Source organism: Virgisporangium aurantiacum (assembly GCF_016863635.1).
Taxonomy (GTDB): domain Bacteria; phylum Actinomycetota; class Actinomycetes; order Mycobacteriales; family Micromonosporaceae; genus Virgisporangium; species Virgisporangium aurantiacum.
Genome location: NZ_BOPG01000031.1, coordinates 14,796 through 31,094, shown reverse-complemented (window position 1 = coordinate 31,094; position 16,299 = coordinate 14,796). Strand labels below are relative to the sequence as shown.

At 72.0% G+C, this 16,299-nt stretch carries 14 protein-coding genes; 10 read left to right on the top strand and 4 right to left on the bottom strand.

Translation table 11 applies throughout. From position 1 onward, the window contains the following. The first annotated feature begins 34 nt into the window (after window positions 1–34). From Vau01_RS24275 to Vau01_RS24250, 6 genes are all read left to right on the top strand, one after another. Window positions 35–2,119: an NPCBM/NEW2 domain-containing protein gene (locus Vau01_RS24275; protein ID WP_203996641.1), complete on the top strand. Its 2,085-nt coding sequence runs from the start codon at window positions 35–37 to the stop codon at window positions 2,117–2,119. A gap of 42 nt (window positions 2,120–2,161) precedes the next feature. Next, complete coding sequence (locus Vau01_RS64660) at window positions 2,162–2,992, top strand: DUF6597 domain-containing transcriptional factor (RefSeq protein ID WP_203996639.1); 831 nt, start codon at window positions 2,162–2,164, stop codon at window positions 2,990–2,992. A gap of 53 nt (window positions 2,993–3,045) precedes the next feature. Beyond that, the gene (locus Vau01_RS24265) at window positions 3,046–4,359 is read left to right on the top strand and encodes an FAD-binding oxidoreductase (protein ID WP_203996638.1); all 1,314 of its coding nucleotides are present in this window, start codon (window positions 3,046–3,048) and stop codon (window positions 4,357–4,359) included. Window positions 4,360–4,377: 18 nt separating this feature from the next. Next, complete coding sequence (locus Vau01_RS24260; protein WP_203996637.1) at window positions 4,378–4,971, top strand: dihydrofolate reductase family protein; 594 nt, start codon at window positions 4,378–4,380, stop codon at window positions 4,969–4,971. After that, on the top strand, window positions 4,968–5,876 hold the full coding sequence (locus Vau01_RS24255) for an NAD-dependent epimerase/dehydratase family protein (protein WP_203996636.1): 909 nt from the start codon (window positions 4,968–4,970) through the stop codon (window positions 5,874–5,876). Before Vau01_RS24260 ends, Vau01_RS24255 begins: the two co-directional genes overlap by 4 nt. A 188-nt stretch (window positions 5,877–6,064) precedes the next feature. Continuing rightward, window positions 6,065–7,111, top strand: coding sequence for a calcium-binding protein (locus Vau01_RS24250; RefSeq protein WP_203996635.1), 1,047 nt, complete (start codon window positions 6,065–6,067; stop codon window positions 7,109–7,111). Window positions 7,112–7,156: 45 nt separating this feature from the next. Here the strand turns inward: Vau01_RS24250 and Vau01_RS24245 are convergent, their stop codons facing one another. After that, window positions 7,157–9,742: an ATP-binding protein gene (locus Vau01_RS24245; protein WP_239151810.1), complete on the bottom strand. Its 2,586-nt coding sequence runs from the start codon at window positions 9,740–9,742 to the stop codon at window positions 7,157–7,159. A gap of 168 nt (window positions 9,743–9,910) precedes the next feature. On the opposite strand from Vau01_RS24245, the gene Vau01_RS24240 reads away from it, so the two are divergent. Together Vau01_RS24240 and Vau01_RS24235 are read left to right on the top strand one after the other, a co-directional pair. Continuing rightward, window positions 9,911–10,966 (top strand): class I SAM-dependent methyltransferase, encoded by a 1,056-nt coding sequence (locus tag Vau01_RS24240; protein ID WP_203996631.1) that lies wholly within the window; start codon window positions 9,911–9,913, stop codon window positions 10,964–10,966. Window positions 10,967–10,993: 27 nt separating this feature from the next. After that, on the top strand, window positions 10,994–11,380 hold the full coding sequence (locus tag Vau01_RS24235; RefSeq protein ID WP_203996630.1) for a Rid family detoxifying hydrolase: 387 nt from the start codon (window positions 10,994–10,996) through the stop codon (window positions 11,378–11,380). On the opposite strand, the gene Vau01_RS24230 is transcribed toward Vau01_RS24235, so the two are convergent. The 3 genes from Vau01_RS24230 to Vau01_RS24220 are packed head-to-tail and all read right to left on the bottom strand — an operon-like array spanning window position 11,340 to window position 14,330. Next, window positions 11,340–12,845 carry a tripartite tricarboxylate transporter permease gene (locus tag Vau01_RS24230; RefSeq protein WP_239151809.1) on the bottom strand — a complete coding sequence of 502 codons (1,506 nt, stop codon included), beginning with the start codon at window positions 12,843–12,845 and terminating at the stop codon, window positions 11,340–11,342. The genes Vau01_RS24235 and Vau01_RS24230 overlap by 41 nt on opposite strands. Window positions 12,846–12,864: 19 nt before the next feature. Continuing rightward, window positions 12,865–13,341: a tripartite tricarboxylate transporter TctB family protein gene (locus Vau01_RS24225; RefSeq protein WP_203996629.1), complete on the bottom strand. Its 477-nt coding sequence runs from the start codon at window positions 13,339–13,341 to the stop codon at window positions 12,865–12,867. Further along, complete coding sequence (locus tag Vau01_RS24220) at window positions 13,338–14,330, bottom strand: tripartite tricarboxylate transporter substrate binding protein (RefSeq protein ID WP_203996628.1); 993 nt, start codon at window positions 14,328–14,330, stop codon at window positions 13,338–13,340. Before Vau01_RS24220 ends, Vau01_RS24225 begins: the two co-directional genes overlap by 4 nt. A gap of 95 nt (window positions 14,331–14,425) precedes the next feature. On the opposite strand from Vau01_RS24220, the gene Vau01_RS24215 reads away from it, so the two are divergent. Together Vau01_RS24215 and kdgD are read left to right on the top strand one after the other, a co-directional pair. Further along, window positions 14,426–15,322 carry a LysR family transcriptional regulator gene (locus Vau01_RS24215; RefSeq protein ID WP_203996627.1) on the top strand — a complete coding sequence of 299 codons (897 nt, stop codon included), beginning with the start codon at window positions 14,426–14,428 and terminating at the stop codon, window positions 15,320–15,322. A gap of 61 nt (window positions 15,323–15,383) precedes the next feature. Further along, entirely contained in the window at window positions 15,384–16,298 is a 915-nt protein-coding gene (gene kdgD / locus Vau01_RS24210) for a 5-dehydro-4-deoxyglucarate dehydratase (protein WP_203996626.1), read from the top strand. Window position 16,299: the final 1 nt, after the last annotated feature.

Sequence of the window (16,299 nt, the reverse complement as noted above, 5' to 3'; positions counted from 1 at the left end):
GAACGGTCGATCGGCTTTGCCTACGGGGGCTCGCATGAAAATCCGATCCGTGCTGACCATGCTGGGCGTGGCCGCGGCGTTCGTCATCGTCGTGGGGCCTACAGCGCCCGCCGTCGCGTCGGCGACGCCCGCACCCGGGCCGATCTCCGCACCGGTGATGGGCTGGAACAGCTGGAACAAGTTCGGCTGCAACATCGACGAGAACCTGATCAAAGCCACCGCCGACGCCATCGTCAGCACCGGCCTGCGCGAGTCCGGCTACACCTACGTCAACATCGACGACTGTTGGATGGCCTCGACCCGCGACGCGCAGGGCCGCCTGCAACCGCACCCGACCCGGTTCCCCGGCGGCATCAAGGCCCTCGCCGACTACGTACACGCCCGCGGCCTCAAGCTCGGCATCTACTCCTCGGCCGGCAACAACACGTGCCAGGGCCTGCCCGCCAGCCTCGACCACGAGGTGGTCGACGCGCAGACCTGGGCGTCCTGGGGAATCGACCTGCTCAAGTACGACAACTGCGGCAACCCGGGCCGGCCCGCCCTCGAGCGGTACAAGGCGATGGGTGACGCGCTGAAGGCGACCGGCCGCCACATCGTCTACAGCATCTGCAACTGGGGGCGCGAGGACCCGTGGGTCTTCGGTCCCAACGTCGGCGGCAGCCTGTGGCGCACCACCGGCGACATCAGCGCCTCCTGGGCGAGCGTCGTGTCGCTGCTCGACCAGCAGGTGGGGCTGGAAGCGTTCGCCCGCAAGGGCTACTACAACGACCCGGACATGCTCGAGGTCGGCAACGGCTCGCTCACGGCGACCGAGAACGCGGCGCACTTCTCGCTCTGGTCGGTGCTCGCCGCGCCGCTGATCCTCGGCAACGACCTCCGCTCGGTGCCCGCCGCCACGCTGTCGGTGCTGCGCAACGCCGACGTGATCGCGGTCAACCAGGACTGGGGCGGCTCGCAGGGCCGCAAGATCGCCGACGCCGGCGACGCCGAGGTGTGGGCCAAGCCGATGAGCGACGGCTCGGTGGCCGTCGTGCTGTTGAACCGGGGCGCCGCGACCGCCACCGTGAGCACCTCGGCCGCCGCGCTCGGCCTCGGCGGATCCAGCGCGTACGGGCTCCGCGACCTGTGGACCGGTGCCACGTCGACCTCCACCGGCGCGATCAGCGCGTCGGTCCCGTCGCACGGCGCGGCGATGTACCGCGTCTCGCGGTCGGGCGCCCTGGCCGCCCCGCCGGCCGCCGGGACCCACCAGGTGAGCGACCTGCCCTGGCTCGCCTCGTCGAACGGGTACGGGCCGGCCGAGCGCGACGAGTCCAACAACACCACCGCCGCCGGCGACGGCGTCCCGCTGAAGATCGGCACCACGTCGTTCGCCAAGGGGATCGGCGCGCACGCCGACTCGGCCGTCCACGTGTACCTGGGCCGGGCCTGCCGGACCTTCACCACGCAGGTCGGCGTCGACGCCGAGTCCGGTACGGCCGGGTCGGTCCGGTTCCAGGTCTACGGCGACGGGCGGTTGCTCGCCTACTCCGACGTCAAGACCGGTGGCCAGGCGCCGACCAGGATCACCGTGGGTACGGCGGGATACACGACGCTCGAACTGCGGGTGACCGACGGCCGCACCAACGGCATCACCTCCGACCACGCCGACTGGGGCTCGCCGACGCTGACCTGCGGCGCGGCCGGCACCGGCTCGTCGGTCAGCGACCGCACGTGGGCGTCAGCGGTCAGCTATTTCGGCCCGGCCGAACGCGACCGGTCCAACGGCGAGCGGCCCGCCGAGGACGGCAGCGTCATCACCGTCAACGGCGTCCACTACCCCAAGGGCATCGGGACGCACGCGGCCAGCGATGTCGCCGTCGCGCTCGACGGAGCCTGCACCCGGTTCACCGCCGTCGCCGGCATCGACGCCGAGACCGCCAACCGTGGCACCGTGGTGTTCTCCGTCGTCGCCGACGGGGTGACGCTCTACACCAGCCCGACCGTGACGTCGACGACCCCGGTGGCGGTCGACGTCGACGTCACCGGACGCACCACGCTGCACCTGGTCACCGCCAACACCGCCGACGGCACCACCTACGACCACGCCGACTGGGCCGACGCCCGCCTGCTCTGCTGACGCGTCGGCCGGTCGGCCCGCCCGGGTGCGAGGATGATCCCGATGGAGTCCTACCTCGAGCGCCCGCCGGTGCCGCAATTGTCGGGGGTGGTGCGCACTGTCTGGATCCAGCGCACCGGTGACGCGGCGTACGTGCAACGTCACCTGCCCACCGGCGGGGTCGAGCTCCATTTCCCGGTCGGTGGCCGTCCGCAGCTGGTCGGTCCGCTGACCGGTCCGAAGATCGAGGTGATCCCGGCGCGCACCACCGTCGTGGGTGTGCGGTTCCATCCCGGCGCCGCGCCGCCCCTGCCGGCGGTGCTCGACGACCTCGTCGACCAGCACGTGGGCCTGGCGGACCTGTGGGGCGGCCTGGTCGACCGCCTGCTGGAGGCGATGGCCCGGGCCGGAACGCCCGAGCGGGCGCTGGCGTTCCTCCAGGCCCACCTCGTGCGGGAGTTCCGGCGTGCCGGCGTGGATCCGGTGGTGGGCGAGGCCGTGCGGGCGCTGATGCCCTGGCAACCGGTCAATATCGACGGCCTGGCCGCCCACCTGGCGCTCTCGCCGAGTCAACTGCGCCGTCGCTGTCTCCACGCGGTCGGCATCGGCCCGAAGGTTCTCCAGCGGACGCTGCGGTTCCAGGGGTTTCTCGCGCTGGCTCAGGCCGGCGCGGTGGCCACCGGTCGGCGCGGTGCCGACGGCATGGCGGGACTCGCGGTCGACGTGGGGTACGCCGATCAGGCCCACCTCGGCCGGGAATGTCTGCGCCTGACCGGCCTCACCCCGCGTCAACTTCTCGGCGGCGACCTCGACCGGTGCGCCTGCGGCCACGAGCACTCCGCGTCCTACCGGCCGTTCCTCGCCACCCGGAACAGGCCGCCGCTGCGGAGCTGACCCGTGCGCGTTTTGTTCAAGACCGGCCGGCCCGCCGGCCGTAGCTTCGACCCGTGCACGACCTGGCCAGACTCCGCGACTCGCTCGACGGCGAGCTGTTCGGTCCCGACTCGCCGGGCTACGACGCGGTCCGCGGTCCCGCCTTCCCGGACATACGGCCCCGGCTCGTGGTGGCCTGCCGCTCGGTCTCCGACGTCGTCGGCGCCACGAGGTACGCGGCCGCCACCGGTGACCGCCTCGTCGCCCGTGGCGGCGGGCACTGCTTCGCCGGCCGGTCGGCCACGGACGGGATCGTCCTCGACATGTCCGGCCTCGACCGCGTCTCCGTCGGCGCCGACGGGACCGCCACGATCGGCGCCGGCGCCCGCCTGGCGCAGGTGTACGCGGCGCTGCACGCCGCCGGCCGGACCCTGCCGGCCGGGTGCGGTCCCACCGTCGGCATCGCCGGCCTGACCCTCGGTGGCGGGATCGGTCTGCTCGGACGCGTGCACGGGCTCACCTGCGACCGCCTGGTCGGCGCCCGGGTCGTCCTCGCCGACGGCAGCGTCGTGGACTGCGACGACGTCCGCGAACCCGACCTGTTCTGGGCGCTGCGGGGCGCGGGCGGCGGCCAGTTCGGCGTGGTCACGTCGCTCCGGTTCGCCACCGTCGCGGAGCCGGTGACCACCCGCGTCGAGGCGCACTGGTCGACCATCGGGTCCGGCGAACCGGTCGCGGCCTGGCAGTCGTGGGCGCCGGACGCACCCGACGAACTCACCCTCAACCTCACCCTGGTGTCGGAGCCCGGGGCACCGACGCGGGCCACCCTCTTCGGCGCGGCCGTTCTCGCCGAGGGACCCACCCGGGACCTGCTGCGCCAGTTCCTCGACCGGGCCGGTGGCTCGCCCACGGTCGACGTCCGTGCCGGCCTCCCGTTCGGCGACCTGAAGAGCAGTTTCACCGACCCGCGGGACGCAACGGCAGGTGCCCTGCGGAACCGGTCGGAGTTCTTCTCCCACCCGATCGCCGACGGCACCCTCGCCCCGCTCCTGACCGAGCTGGGCGCCCCCCGCGGCACGGGCGCGCGGCAACTCGCGTTCACCGCGATGGCCGGGGCCTACAACCGGGTCGCCGCGGACGCCACCGCGTTCGCCCACCGCGGCGAACGCTTCCTGCTGGAGCACATCGGCGCGGCCGACGACGCCTGGGTCGACCGGTCCTGGTCGACCGCGCACTCCGCCGGGTCCGGACGCGTCTACCCCAACTTCCCCGACCCCGCCCTCGACGGGTGGGCAGCGGCGTACCACGCGGGCAACTACTCCCGGCTGGCCGCGGTCAAGGCGGCGTACGACCCGCACCGGTTCTTCGACTTCCCCCAGGCAATCTGATCATCGACGAGGAGTGACATGAGCAAGGTGTTGACCGCGCTGTCGGTCTCGGTGGACGGGTACATCACGGGGCGCGATCCCGGTGCCGGGCGCGGGCTCGGCGACGCGCCGATGCTGTTCGACTGGTACTCCGACGGCGACACCCCCAGCACGGTCCTCGACGGGTTCACGCTCAGCGCGCCCAGTGCCCGCCTGTTCGACTCCCTGGCCGCCCGCGTCGGCGCCAGTCTCGCCGGACGCAACACCTACGACGACTCCGGCTGGGCGACCGGCGGCGCACCCCACCCGACGGCCCCGCTGGTGGTGCTCAGCCACCGCCCGGCGCCGCGGCGCAACGAGCGGCAGACGTTCGTCGGCACCGGCATCGAGGACGCGGTCGCCGTCGCCCGCGACCTCGCCGGCGACAGGGACGTCGCGCTCATGGGCGGCGGCGTCGTGACCGCGGCACTGGCGGCCGGGCTCGTCGACGAAGTCGTCCTGCACCAGGTGCCGATCCTGCTCGGCGGCGGCCGGCCGTTCTTCCAGTCCCTGCCCGGGCACGTGCGGCTGCGCCTGGTGGAAGCGGTGCCGGCCCCCGGCGTCACCCACCTCCACTACGAGGTGGCGAAGTGATCCTCGTGACCGGCGGACTCGGCACGATCGGCGCGCAGACCGCCCGCGCGCTCGTCGACCTCGGGCACGAGGTCGTCGTCACCACCCACCGCCGCACCGAGGTCCCGTCGTTCCTCGCCGGCCGGGTCACCGTGGCGGCCCTCGACGTCACCGACTCGGATGCGTTCCTCGCCCTCGGCCGCCGCCACGACATCAGCGACATCGTCCACCTCGCCGGCAGCATCCCCGGCGACGACCCGGTCGCCTACTTCCGCACGGACACCACCGGCCTGCTCAACGCCCTGGACGCCGCGCGCACCTGGGGCGTGCGCCGGTTCGCGGTCGCCAGCAGCATCGGCGTGTACATCGGCCGGTCCGAGAACCCCTGGCACGAGGACCTCGACCTGCCGACCGCGGACCTGCCGATCCTGATCATCGCGTTCAAGAAGGCCGTCGAGCCGATCACCACCCACAGCCTGCGGGACAGCGGCGTCGAGCCGGTCGTGCTGCGGATCGGCAGCGTGTGGGGACCGCTCGCCGACCCGGAGTCGCCGTTCATGCCGTACCCGGCGTTCGTCAGCGCCGTGCTCCGCGGCGACGAGCCGCCGCCGTTGCGCGCCGGCGACGGCGGTGACCGCTGCTACGCACCCGACGCCGGCCGCGCGATCGCCCTCCTGACCACTGCGGCGACCCTGCCGCACGACACCTACAACGTCTCCTCCGGCGTACCGGTCACCCATCGCGAGTTCGCGGACGCCCTCGAGGCGGTCACCCCCGGGCTGCGCCTCGACCTGCCGCCCGGCGGCACGGCCGACCCCCACCTCGACATCACCCGGCTCACCCGCGACACCGGCTTCACGCCGACCTTCGACATCGCCACGGCGGTGGCCGACTACGTCACCTGGCGCGCCGACAACGCCCGCTGAATTCGGGCCGCGTGCCGGTCTCGGCGGCGAACCACGACGGGTCGGTAGTGCGGGCGGGCGAGTTGGGTAACCGGCACCGACGTCGCGACGGCCGTGGCTGCCTAGAACTTGAGTGGAGAGCTCCCGCGTCCGTGCCGCGACCCGCGTCGGGCAGTTGGTGGCGATCGACCCGAGATCGAGGGACAGACATGCGAAGACAATGGGTGCAGGGTCTCCTGGCCGCCGGATTGCTGACCGCCGCGGCACTGGCGGCTCCGGCAGCCGCCCTGGCGGCTCCCGCGGCCGCCCTGCCGACAACGTGCAGCTTCCTGCGGGCGACGATCGTGGGCACGGACGGGAACGACGTCATCACCGGCACGCCCGGCAACGACGTGGTCGTCACCGGAGCGGGCAACGACACCGTCATCGGGAACGACGGCAACGACACGGTCTGCATGGGTACGGGCAACGACCGCTTCGACGGCGGCCCGGGCAGCGACTTCTTCGTGTCCGAGTCCGTGACCGACGGCGTCGACGTCTTTGTCGGCGGCGGCTTCCCGGAGTTCGGCGGCGACATCTTCTCGTACGCCAATCGCACGACGCCGGTCACCGTCACCCTCGACGGGCTGGCCAACGACGGCCAGGCCGGTGAGCGGGACAACATCGACATCAAGTCCTACGTCCAGGGCGGGAAGGGAGCCGACCTGCTGACCGGCTCGGGCGGGCACGACTTCCTGAACGGCATGGGCGGCGACGACACGCTGCGCGGACTGGGCGACAACGACGAACTGTGGGGCAATGTGGGCTCCGACCGGATGTTCGGCGGACAGGGCGACGACTACCTGGTCGGCGGACCCGGCAACGACGTCTCGATCGCGGAACCGGTCCTCGACGGCGCGGACTTCTTCGAGGGCGGAGGCGGCAAGGACGAGGCCCAGTACAAGACCCGGACGATGCCGCTCTTCCTGTCGCTGGACACCGTCGCCAACGACGGCGCGCAGGGTGAAGGCGACAAGATCTGGATCGACGTCGAAGACCTCAGCGGCGGTTCGGCCGGCGACGTGCTCCGCACCTCGGGTGAAAGCGCCCACCCGAACAGCATGCCGGCCAACAACTTGTTGAGCGGCGGCGACGGCAACGACATCCTCATCGCGTTCGAGAACGACGTCACCGTTGACGCCGTCGACGGGAACGCGGGCTCCGACGTGTGCCAGACCGACTTCGGCTCCGACGTGACGCAGAACTGCGAACTCTGATCAGCGACCGGCCGCCGGGAGGACCACATGGCCTCCCGGCGGCCGTCACGGCTGTGGGGGGAGGATGCCCAACCCGGCGGCGCGGGCCACGGCTTCCTGGCGGGTGCGGACGCCCAGCTTGGTCAGCGCCGCCGCGACGTGGCTGTCGACCGTACGCACGGACAGGACCAGCTGGCCGGCGATCTCGGCGTTGGTCAGGTCCTGGGCGAGGAGCTGGACGATCTCGGCCTGGCGTTCGGTCAGCCCGGCCGGGTTGACGCGGGTCGTGGGTACCGGGCCGCGCGGGACCCGGGCGCCGAGCCTGCGCAGGCTCGTCCGGACGAGCCGGGCCTGCGGCTCGGCCCCGAGGGCGTCGAGCCCGGCGAGAGCCGCCAACTGGTCGTCGGCGTCGGGGCTTTCGGCCAGGGCGACCGCGTGCTCGTACCGGCAGCCCGCGGTGTGCCAGGCATCGGCGGCCTCCCGCCACCGGCCGTCGGCGAGCAGCGCGTACGGGTGGTCCAGGCCCTGCCCGCCGACCGGGCGACCGGCGCGGCCCAGCCAGTACGCCAGCTCGGCCCGGACGGCGACGGTACCGAACCGGCGGGCCAGCTCGTCCGCCTCGCTCAGTTCGGCGAGGGCGGTGCCGGCGTCGCCGGCGAGCATGGCGGCCTCGCCCAGGGCCGCGGCGGCCGGGCCGATCCACTGGCTCTCGCGCAGCGGCAGCGCGATCTGCCAGGCCTCGCGCAGCGTATCGATCGCGTCGGGCTCGCCGCGGCGCAACCGGGTGCGGCCGATGACGGTCAGCGCGGCGCAGCGCACCGGCGGGGACGCGTCGAGGGCGTAGGCCGCGGCCGGCACGACCTCGTCCCAGTCGGCGGTCGCGAAGTGCAGCGCGCCCTGGGCGACCTGAAGGTACCGCCAGTACATCAGGAACTCCGAGCGCTCGGCGAGCTCGATCGCCTCGGCGAGGCGGCGCCGCACGTCGTCGAGGCGCAGCAGCTCCAGATCGTCCCAGATGAGGTTCACGTAGGCCCGGCACGCGTGCTCCGTCTCGTTGGCGGCGAGCGCGACCCGGAGACTTTCCTCCATTGTGGACAGTGCGGCCGCGCCACCTTGCCGGTGCAGCGCCATGCCGAGATTGTTGAGGGCGTGCGACAGGGTCGCCGGTGTGTCCCGGCCGAGTGCGATGGCCCGCTCGGCCGCGACGATGGTCTCGGCGTCACGTCCGGCGAGCGCGTGCAACTGCGCCTTGTTGCTCCACGCCATCGCCAGCAGATCGTCGGCGCCGGCGGCGGTGAGGACGGCGATCGCCTCGTCGGCCGCGGCGCCCGCGCCGTCCGGGTCCCCGGCCCACCAGCAGATCCGCGACAGCCACCGCAGGGACGCCCCGAGGGCACGCGGGTCGTCGCCGCGCCGCAGTTCGACCGCCCGCCGCTGGGCCGCCCGCACGTCGTGGGCCGGAGCGTTGATGGTGTAACTCTCGACGGCGAAGCTCTCCCACAGCTCCGCCTCGGCCCGCGGGGCGAGGACCGGGTGCTGGTCGAGCAGCAGCCGCAGGTGGGCGACCGCTTCCCGGTGCGCTCCGGCCGCCGTGGCCTCCCGGGCCGCGATCGGCCCGTACTCGAGGATGACGCCGGTGTCGGCGGCCTCGGCGGCGTGGTGCATCACGCGGGACACGTCGATTCCCGGCCGGTCGAGAAGCGCGGCGAGCACCCTGCGGTTCGCGGCCATCCGGCGCGCCGCGGGCATCGAGTCGACGACCGCGCGGCGGGCGAGTTCGTGGCGGAAGCTGACCCGGCCCGGCGCGACCGTGAGCAGGCCGTGCTGCTCGGCCGGCGCCAGTGCGGCCGGACCGGCCGGTACGAGCGCGTCGACGAGCCACGGTTGCAGCGCCGACGGCACGACGGCGAGCTGTTCGAGGGTCTCCACCGTGGCCGGGTCGAGCTTCGCCAGCCGGGCCTGTACGGCGTCGGCGATCGTCAACGGCACGGCGGCCGGGTCTCCGGCGGCCAGGACCTCGGCGACGAAGTAGGGGTTGCCGGACGTGACCGCGAAGACCTCGTCGACGTCGATGTCCACCGCGGCGCTCAGCCGGCGTACCGCCGACACGGTGAGACGGGCCAGCCGCAGCCGGCGGACCCGCTCCACCCGCGAGGCCACCCCGAGGAGCTGGCGCAGCGGATGATCGGTGCCGAGCTCGTCGTCGCGGTAGGTCAGCACCAGCACCAGCGGCATCTGCGCGGCCCGGCGGACCAGGTAGCGCAGCACGTCGAGGGTCGCCTCGTCGGCCCAGTGCACGTCCTCGACGGCGAGCACCGTCGGATGTTTCGCCCAGCCGAGTTCGCTACGCAGCGCCTCCAGCACCTCGCCCCGGTCGCCGCGCTCCAAAGCCCGCGTCAGCCCGGTGCCGACGCTGCCGATGAGATCCCGCAACGGACCGAGGACCCGGGGGGTGGCCAGGTCGTCGCAGTAGCCGACGAGGAGCCGGCCCTCGGCCGGCAGCACGCCCCGGATCGCCTCGACGAGGCTGGACTTTCCGATACCGGCCTCGCCGTGGATGAGGGCCACCGCTCCGGCCCCGTCGCCGGCGTCGCGGGCGGCTTCGCCCAACACCGCCAGTTCCGCTTCGCGTTCCAGCATCGTCCGGCCCATGGGCCCAAAGTCTGGCATGTGGCGCCGGACCGACACCGATCCGCCGGCACCCGTCCCCGATCTCGGTACCGCGCGGCCCGGCCTCGGTAATCGGCGCGGATGTCGCGGGCGCCGGCGGGTCGTAGAACTGAGCGGAAGGTTCACGCGAGAGCACAGGAGCGGACCACGATGGCGATCGACGAGGCACGACTGACGACGTTCATGAACCGGGTCATCGGCGATCTGGGCGCGACGATGGCCGCCGGCAACATCGTCGTCGGTGACCGGCTCGGGCTGTACCGGGCGCTCGCCGAGGGACCGCAACGCCCGCAGGACGTCGCGATCCGTACCGGGACGGCGCCCCGCTATGTCGACGAGTGGCTGCGCGGGCAGGCGGCCGGCGGCTACGTCGAGTACGACCCGAGGACGGGGTACTACTGGCTCACCGAGGAGCAGGCCTTCGCGCTGACCGATCCCGACGGGCCGGTCTTCGCACCCGGAGCGTTCGAACTGGCCGTCGCCGCGCTGCGGGCCGAGCCGGACGTCGCCGACGCGTTCCGATCCGGCGACGGCGTCGGCTGGCACACCCACGACGAGGGCGTGTTCGCCGGCTGCGAGCGGTTCTTCCGTCCCGGCTACAGCGCCAGCCTGGTCAGCGCCTGGCTACCCGCGCTCGGCGGCGTCCTGGCGAAGCTGCGCGACGGCGGGCTCGTCGCCGACGTCGGTTGCGGGCACGGGGCCTCGACGGTCCTGATGGCCGCCGCGTTCCCGAACACGACGGTGTCGGGCTCCGACTACCACGCCGGGTCGGTGGCGATCGCGCGCAAGCGGGCGGCGAAGGAGGGGGTCGACGACCGGGTGCGGTTCGAGGTCGCCACCGCGCAGACCTTCACCGGCGGCCCGTTCGACCTCGTCACGACGTTCGACGCGCTCCATGACATGGGCGACCCGCTCGGTGCGGCCCGCCACGTACGGCACCAACTCGCCGACGGTGGCACCTGGATGATCGTCGAGCCGTTCGCCGGTGCCACCGTCGGCGACAATCTCAACCCGGTCGGTCGGATCTACTACTCGTTCTCCACATTCCTCTGCGTACCGAACGCGCTCTCCCAGCCGGGGGGCTACGCTCTCGGCGCCCAGGCCGGCGAGGAGCCGATCCGCCGGATCGTCACGGATGCGGGGTTCGGTAGTTTCCGGCGGGTCGCCGAGACACCGTTCAACATCGTGTACGAGGCGCGCCGGTAGACGGCCGGCGCTCGGAGGAGGGCACCGATGATTCGACAGGCAGTCTCGACGGACAACGCTCCGCCCGCGATCGGGCCCTACAGCCAGGCGATCGTCGCCAACGGGTTCGTGTTCTGCTCCGGTACGGCGGGCATCGACCCCGCCACCGGCGTCGCACCGGACGGCATCGCGGAACAGACCGAGCTGGCGCTGCGCAACCTCGACGCGGTCCTCACCGCCGCCGGCGCGTCGCTGGCGACCGTGGTCAAGACCACCATCTTCTACACCAACGTCGACGACTTCGCGGTGATCAACGAGATCTACGCGCGGTACATGCCCGACCCACCGCCGGCCCGCTCGGCACCGGCCAACGTCAAACTCCCGCGCAACCTCCTCATCTCGATCGAAGCGGTCGCGGTTCTGCTCGCCGCCTGAGCCGACGGTGGAGCAGCACCGCGCGACCGGCGGGCAGCACGGTGACCGCGACGAAGCACGCGAGCAGCGTGCCCGAGATCGGACGGGTGAAGAAAGCGAGCGGGTTCCCGTCGAACAGGAGCAGTGACCGGCGCACCGAGGATTCCAGCAGCGAGCCGAGCACGAACGCGAGCACGAGCGGCCCGGGGTCGAAGCCGGTCTTCTTCATGAGGTAGCCGAGCACGCCGAACGCGATGACGAGGCCGATGTCGAACACGGCGTTGTTGACCGTGTAGGCGCCGATCAACGTGATGAGCGTGGTGACGGGTGCGAGGATCGCCGGACGCACCCGCAGGATGCGCACGAAGACCCCCACCAACGGCAGGCTCATCACGAGCAGCAGCACGTTGCCGACGTACATGGAGTTGACGACGCCCCAGAACAGGTCGGGGTGTTCGGTGACGAGCTGCGGGCCGGGCGTGATGCCCTGGATGAGCAGCGCGCCGAAGATCACGGCCATGGTGGCGTTGGCCGGGATCCCCAGCGACAGCAGGGGAATGAACGACGACGTGGCGGCCGCGTTGTTCGCGGTCTCCGGAGCGGCGACGCCCTCGATCGCGCCGCGGCCGAACCGCTCGGGGTGGCGGGAGCGGCGCTTCTCCAGCGCGTACGCGGCGAGCGACGCGAGCACGGCACCGCCGCCGGGCAGGATGCCGAGCGCGAAGCCGAGCACGCCACCACGGCCGAACGCGCCGCTGGCCTGCTTCAGGTCGGCGCGGCTGGGCCAGACGTCGGTGACGGGCGCCGGCGCCGGAGTGGCGCGATGGCGCTCTTCGAGGTTGTAGAGGATCTCGCCGAGTCCGAACAGGCCCATCGCGATGGGGACGAAGTCGAGCCCGTCGGCGAGGGACAGGCTGCCCACCGTGAACCGCTCGGTGGAGGTGAAGTCGTCGCGGCCGACCGTCGCCAGCAGCACACCCACGACGGCGGCGATGAGCGCCTTCAGCCTGCCGCTGTTGGAGACGGTGGCCACGAGCAGGATGCCGAGCAGCGCGAGTGCGGCGTACTCGGGCGGCCCGAAGTCGAGCGCGAACCCGGCGACGAGCGGCGCCACCAGCGTCAGCGCGACGACCGACAGTGTGCCGCCGAGGAACGAGCCGATGGCGGCGATGCCGAGCGCCGTTCCGGCCCGGCCCTGCCGGGCGAGCGCATGGCCGTCGAAGACGGTGACGACCGACGACGCCTCGCCGGGCAACCGCAACAGCACCGAGGTGATCGTGCCGCCGTACTGCGCGCCGTAGAAGATTCCGGCCAGCATGATGATCGCGGTGACCGGCTCCAGGTCGAACGTGAACGGCAGCAGGATCGCGATGGTGGCGGCCGGCCCGAGACCGGGCAGCACGCCGATGAGCATGCCGACGACCACGCCGATGAGGCAGTACAGCAGGTTCGTCGGCTCGAGGACGACGGCGAAGCCGTCGATCACCGAGGACAGGATGGCCTCCTCACAACAGATGCGGGATGGTGACGTCGAGCGCGCCGACGAACAGCGCGTAGAACACCACGGTGGCGCCGACGCTGATGCCGATGGAGGTGCGCCACCCCTCCCGGCCGAGGAAGCGCAGCCATACGAACGCCAGCACCGCCGTCGGAATCTCGAAGCCGATCGTGCCGACGACGGCGACGAACGCCACCATGCTCGCCACGGCGACGAGCACCAGCAGACCGGCGCGGGTGAACGGTTCGGCGTCGTCGGTGCGCCGGAAGCGGGCGGCGAGCACGACGCCCAGAATCACGAGAACACCACTGACGACCGCCGGCCAGGTGCCCGGCCCGGGCGCGGAGGCGCTTCCCACCCCCAGGCGCAGCGATCCGACGAAGGCCACCCCACCGAGGACCACGACCACGGCCGCCGTGACCAGGTTCGTCACCGGCCCCGCCGCCGGCCGATCCGGCTCAGCCGGCTCGACCGTCTCGCTCATGCCTTGCCGCTCAGGTTGAGGTTGTACTGGTCGACGAGTCTGCGGTAGGTGTCCAGCGATCCGGTCCATTGCTTCAGCAGCGCCGGGCCGTCGACCTCGTTCGCGGTGAGCATGCGTTGGGTGTTGAAGTCCTTGTACCGGGTGTCGGCGAACGACTTCTGGAATGCGGTACGCAGCCGGTCGAGCACCTCCGTCGGCGTGCCCTTCGGTGCCACGATCGCCCGGGACTGCTGCACCGGCGCGTTGTAGCCGGCCTCCTTCGCGGTGGGCGTGTCGGGCATGTACGTCGGCCGCTGGTCGGCGAACGTGACGACCGGCACGACCTTGCCGGCCTTGATCTGCGCCTGCGCCTCGCCGAGTTGCACCGACGCGACGTCGACCTGGCCGCCGAGCACCGCGGTGAGCGCGGGTGCGCCGCCGTTGAACGGCACGGCCGTTGCGGTCACCTTCGCCTGTGCGAACAGCAGTTGCTGGCTGAGCTGGCTGCCGGTGCCGACGCCGGTGGTGGCGTACTTGACCGGCCGGTTGGCGTCGACGATGTCCTTGACCGTCTTGAAACCGCTCTGCGTGCTGGCGACGAGCACGTAGTCGTCCTGGGAGACGCCGGTGACGACCTCGTAGTTGTTGATGTCGACGGCGTCGGCCGGCGCCACGGCCAGCGGCGTGATGTAGGCGAGGGAACCCACGAAGATCATGATGGTGTAGCCGTCGGCCTTGGCGGAGGCCAGTTCCTTGGCCGCGAGCGCGCCGTTGGCGCCGGCCTTGTTCAGCACGGTGATCGACTGCTTGAGGTCGGTACCGGCGGGATCGGCGAGGGCGCGGGCGATGAGGTCGGTGCTGCCACCGGCGTCCTGCCCGACGAGCAGGCTGACGGCCCGCTCCGGGAACGACGCGGCGGCGTCGGATTCGTCGTCGCCGAGGTTTCCGCCGCAGGCGGTGAGCGCGAGAACGGCAGCCAGTAGCGCTGCGCGACAAAGGTTCGGAGGCATGATGTCTCCTCAATGGGTGAGGCGGGTCACGAGCGTATGACCGGGCTTTCATGCCTGTCCAAATCTCTTATTGCATTGATTGATACCTTCCGTGCATGGCCTACACGCTGGAACAGCTGCGCGGGCTGGTGGCCGTCGCGGAGGAACTTCATTTCGGACGCGCGGCCGCACGGCTGCGGATGACCCAACCACCGCTGAGCCGCCAGATCCAGAAGCTGGAGGCGGCGGTCGGCGTCCACCTGCTCGACCGCGACAACCGGCGGGTCGCGCTCACGCCGGCCGGCGAGGCGTTCCTGCGCGAGGCGCGCCGCATCCTGGCCATCGCCGAGGCCGCGCCCGATCTGGCCCAGCGGGTCTCCTCCGGCAGCCGCGGGCTGGTGCGCATCGGGTTCACCGCCGGGTCGACGTTCGGCATCCTCGGCAGGCTGCTCAACGAGCTCGAATGCGACCTGCCCGACGTGCGGATCGAGCTGACGGAGATGGTGACGCGCGAGCAGGTCGCCGCGCTCGCCACCGAGGACCTCGATCTCGGCCTGGCCCGGCCGCCGTTCGACCCCGACCTGTTCCGGTCGCGGCTGCTGCACCGGGAGGCGCTGCTGCTCGCCGTTCCCATCGGCCATCGGCTGACCAGGATCACCGGACCCGTGGACCCGGCCGAACTCGTCACCGAGCCCTTGATCTTCCACTCGCAGCAGCAGGCCCGGTACTTCTACGACCTGGTGGTCAGCCTGGTGCAGGTGGCGCCGGAGCGGGTGGTGCACAGCGTCAGCCAGATCCTCACGATGCTCTGGCTCGTCTCGGCCGACCGCGGCATCGCTTTCGTGCCCGCCTCGGCCGAGCGCCTCGGCATCCCGAACGTCGCGTTCGTGCCGCTGGCCACGCCGGTGCCGAAACCGGTGGAGCTGCACCTGCTCTGGCCGCGGCAGTCGCACAACCCCGCGCTGGCGAGGACGCTCGCGGTCCTCGAGGACCGCATCCCCGATGCCGAATAGGTATCACGTGATGCGGAAACACTCTTGGACAGGCATCGTGGTGGGTCCATACCGTGACCGCGTGACGCAGATTCCGCCCACTGAACTCGCCGCCCGACTCGCCACCGGTCTGCTTTCGTTTCCGGTGACGCACTTCGACGACAACCTCGCCTTCGCCGAGGCCCGCTACCGCGAACACCTCGCGTGGCAGGCCGGATTCGGCGTCGCCGGCCTGTTCGCCGCCGGTGGTACCGGCGAGGGCTTCTCGCTCACCTCGGCCGAGATCGGATCGGTGGTCCGGGCCGCGGTCGGTGAGATCGGCGACGTGGTGCCGGTGGTCGCCCCGGCCACCGGCAGCACCGCGCAGGCCACCGAACAGGCGCTCGCCGCGGAGAAGGCGGGCGCCGCCGGGTTGCTGCTGTTTCCGCCGTACCTCACCGAAGCGACGCAGGCCGGGCTGATCGCACACGTCTCCGCCGTATGCCGGGCGACCACGTTGGGCGTCATCGTCTACAGCCGGGCCAACGCGGTCCTCGACGATGTGACCGTCGCCGAGCTCGCCGACCGGAACCCGAACCTGGTCGGTCTCAAGGACGGTGTCGGCGACATCGAACGGATGACCCGTACCTACGCCCGGCTCGGCGACCGGCTGGTCTACATCGGCGGGCTGCCCACCGCGGAGACGTTCGCGTTGCCGCTGCTGCAGCTCGGGGTCACCACGTACTCGTCGGCGCTGTACAACTTCCTGCCCGAGTTCGCGTTGCGCTTCTTCGCCGCCGTACGGGCGCAGGACCGGACGACCGTCTACCAGTTGCTGAACGACTTCGTCATCCCGTACCTCGACATCCGCGACCGGGCCCGCGGCTACGCCGTCTCCATCATCAAGGCCGGCCTCACCGCGGTCGGCCGCGACGGTGGCCGGGTCCGTCCCCCGCTCACCGACCTGACCGACACCGACCGCTCCGATCTGGCGGCGCTAGTGGACAAGGTGCGTTGAC

Bases quoted from the DNA above. Each gene is read 5' to 3' on its own strand.
- Vau01_RS24275 (WP_203996641.1), top strand. From the start codon at position 35: ATGAAAATCCGATCCGTGCTGACCATGCTGGGCGTGGCCGCGGCGTTC.
- Vau01_RS64660 (WP_203996639.1), top strand. From the start codon at position 2,162: ATGGAGTCCTACCTCGAGCGCCCGCCGGTGCCGCAATTGTCGGGGGTG.
- Vau01_RS24260 (WP_203996637.1), top strand. From the start codon at position 4,378: ATGAGCAAGGTGTTGACCGCGCTGTCGGTCTCGGTGGACGGGTACATC.
- Vau01_RS24250 (WP_203996635.1), top strand. From the start codon at position 6,065: ATGCGAAGACAATGGGTGCAGGGTCTCCTGGCCGCCGGATTGCTGACC.
- Vau01_RS24245 (WP_239151810.1), bottom strand. From the start codon at position 9,742: ATGGGCCGGACGATGCTGGAACGCGAAGCGGAACTGGCGGTGTTGGGC.
- Vau01_RS24240 (WP_203996631.1), top strand. From the start codon at position 9,911: ATGGCGATCGACGAGGCACGACTGACGACGTTCATGAACCGGGTCATC.
- Vau01_RS24235 (WP_203996630.1), top strand. From the start codon at position 10,994: ATGATTCGACAGGCAGTCTCGACGGACAACGCTCCGCCCGCGATCGGG.
- Vau01_RS24225 (WP_203996629.1), bottom strand. From the start codon at position 13,341: ATGAGCGAGACGGTCGAGCCGGCTGAGCCGGATCGGCCGGCGGCGGGG.
- Vau01_RS24220 (WP_203996628.1), bottom strand. From the start codon at position 14,330: ATGCCTCCGAACCTTTGTCGCGCAGCGCTACTGGCTGCCGTTCTCGCG.
- Vau01_RS24215 (WP_203996627.1), top strand. From the start codon at position 14,426: ATGGCCTACACGCTGGAACAGCTGCGCGGGCTGGTGGCCGTCGCGGAG.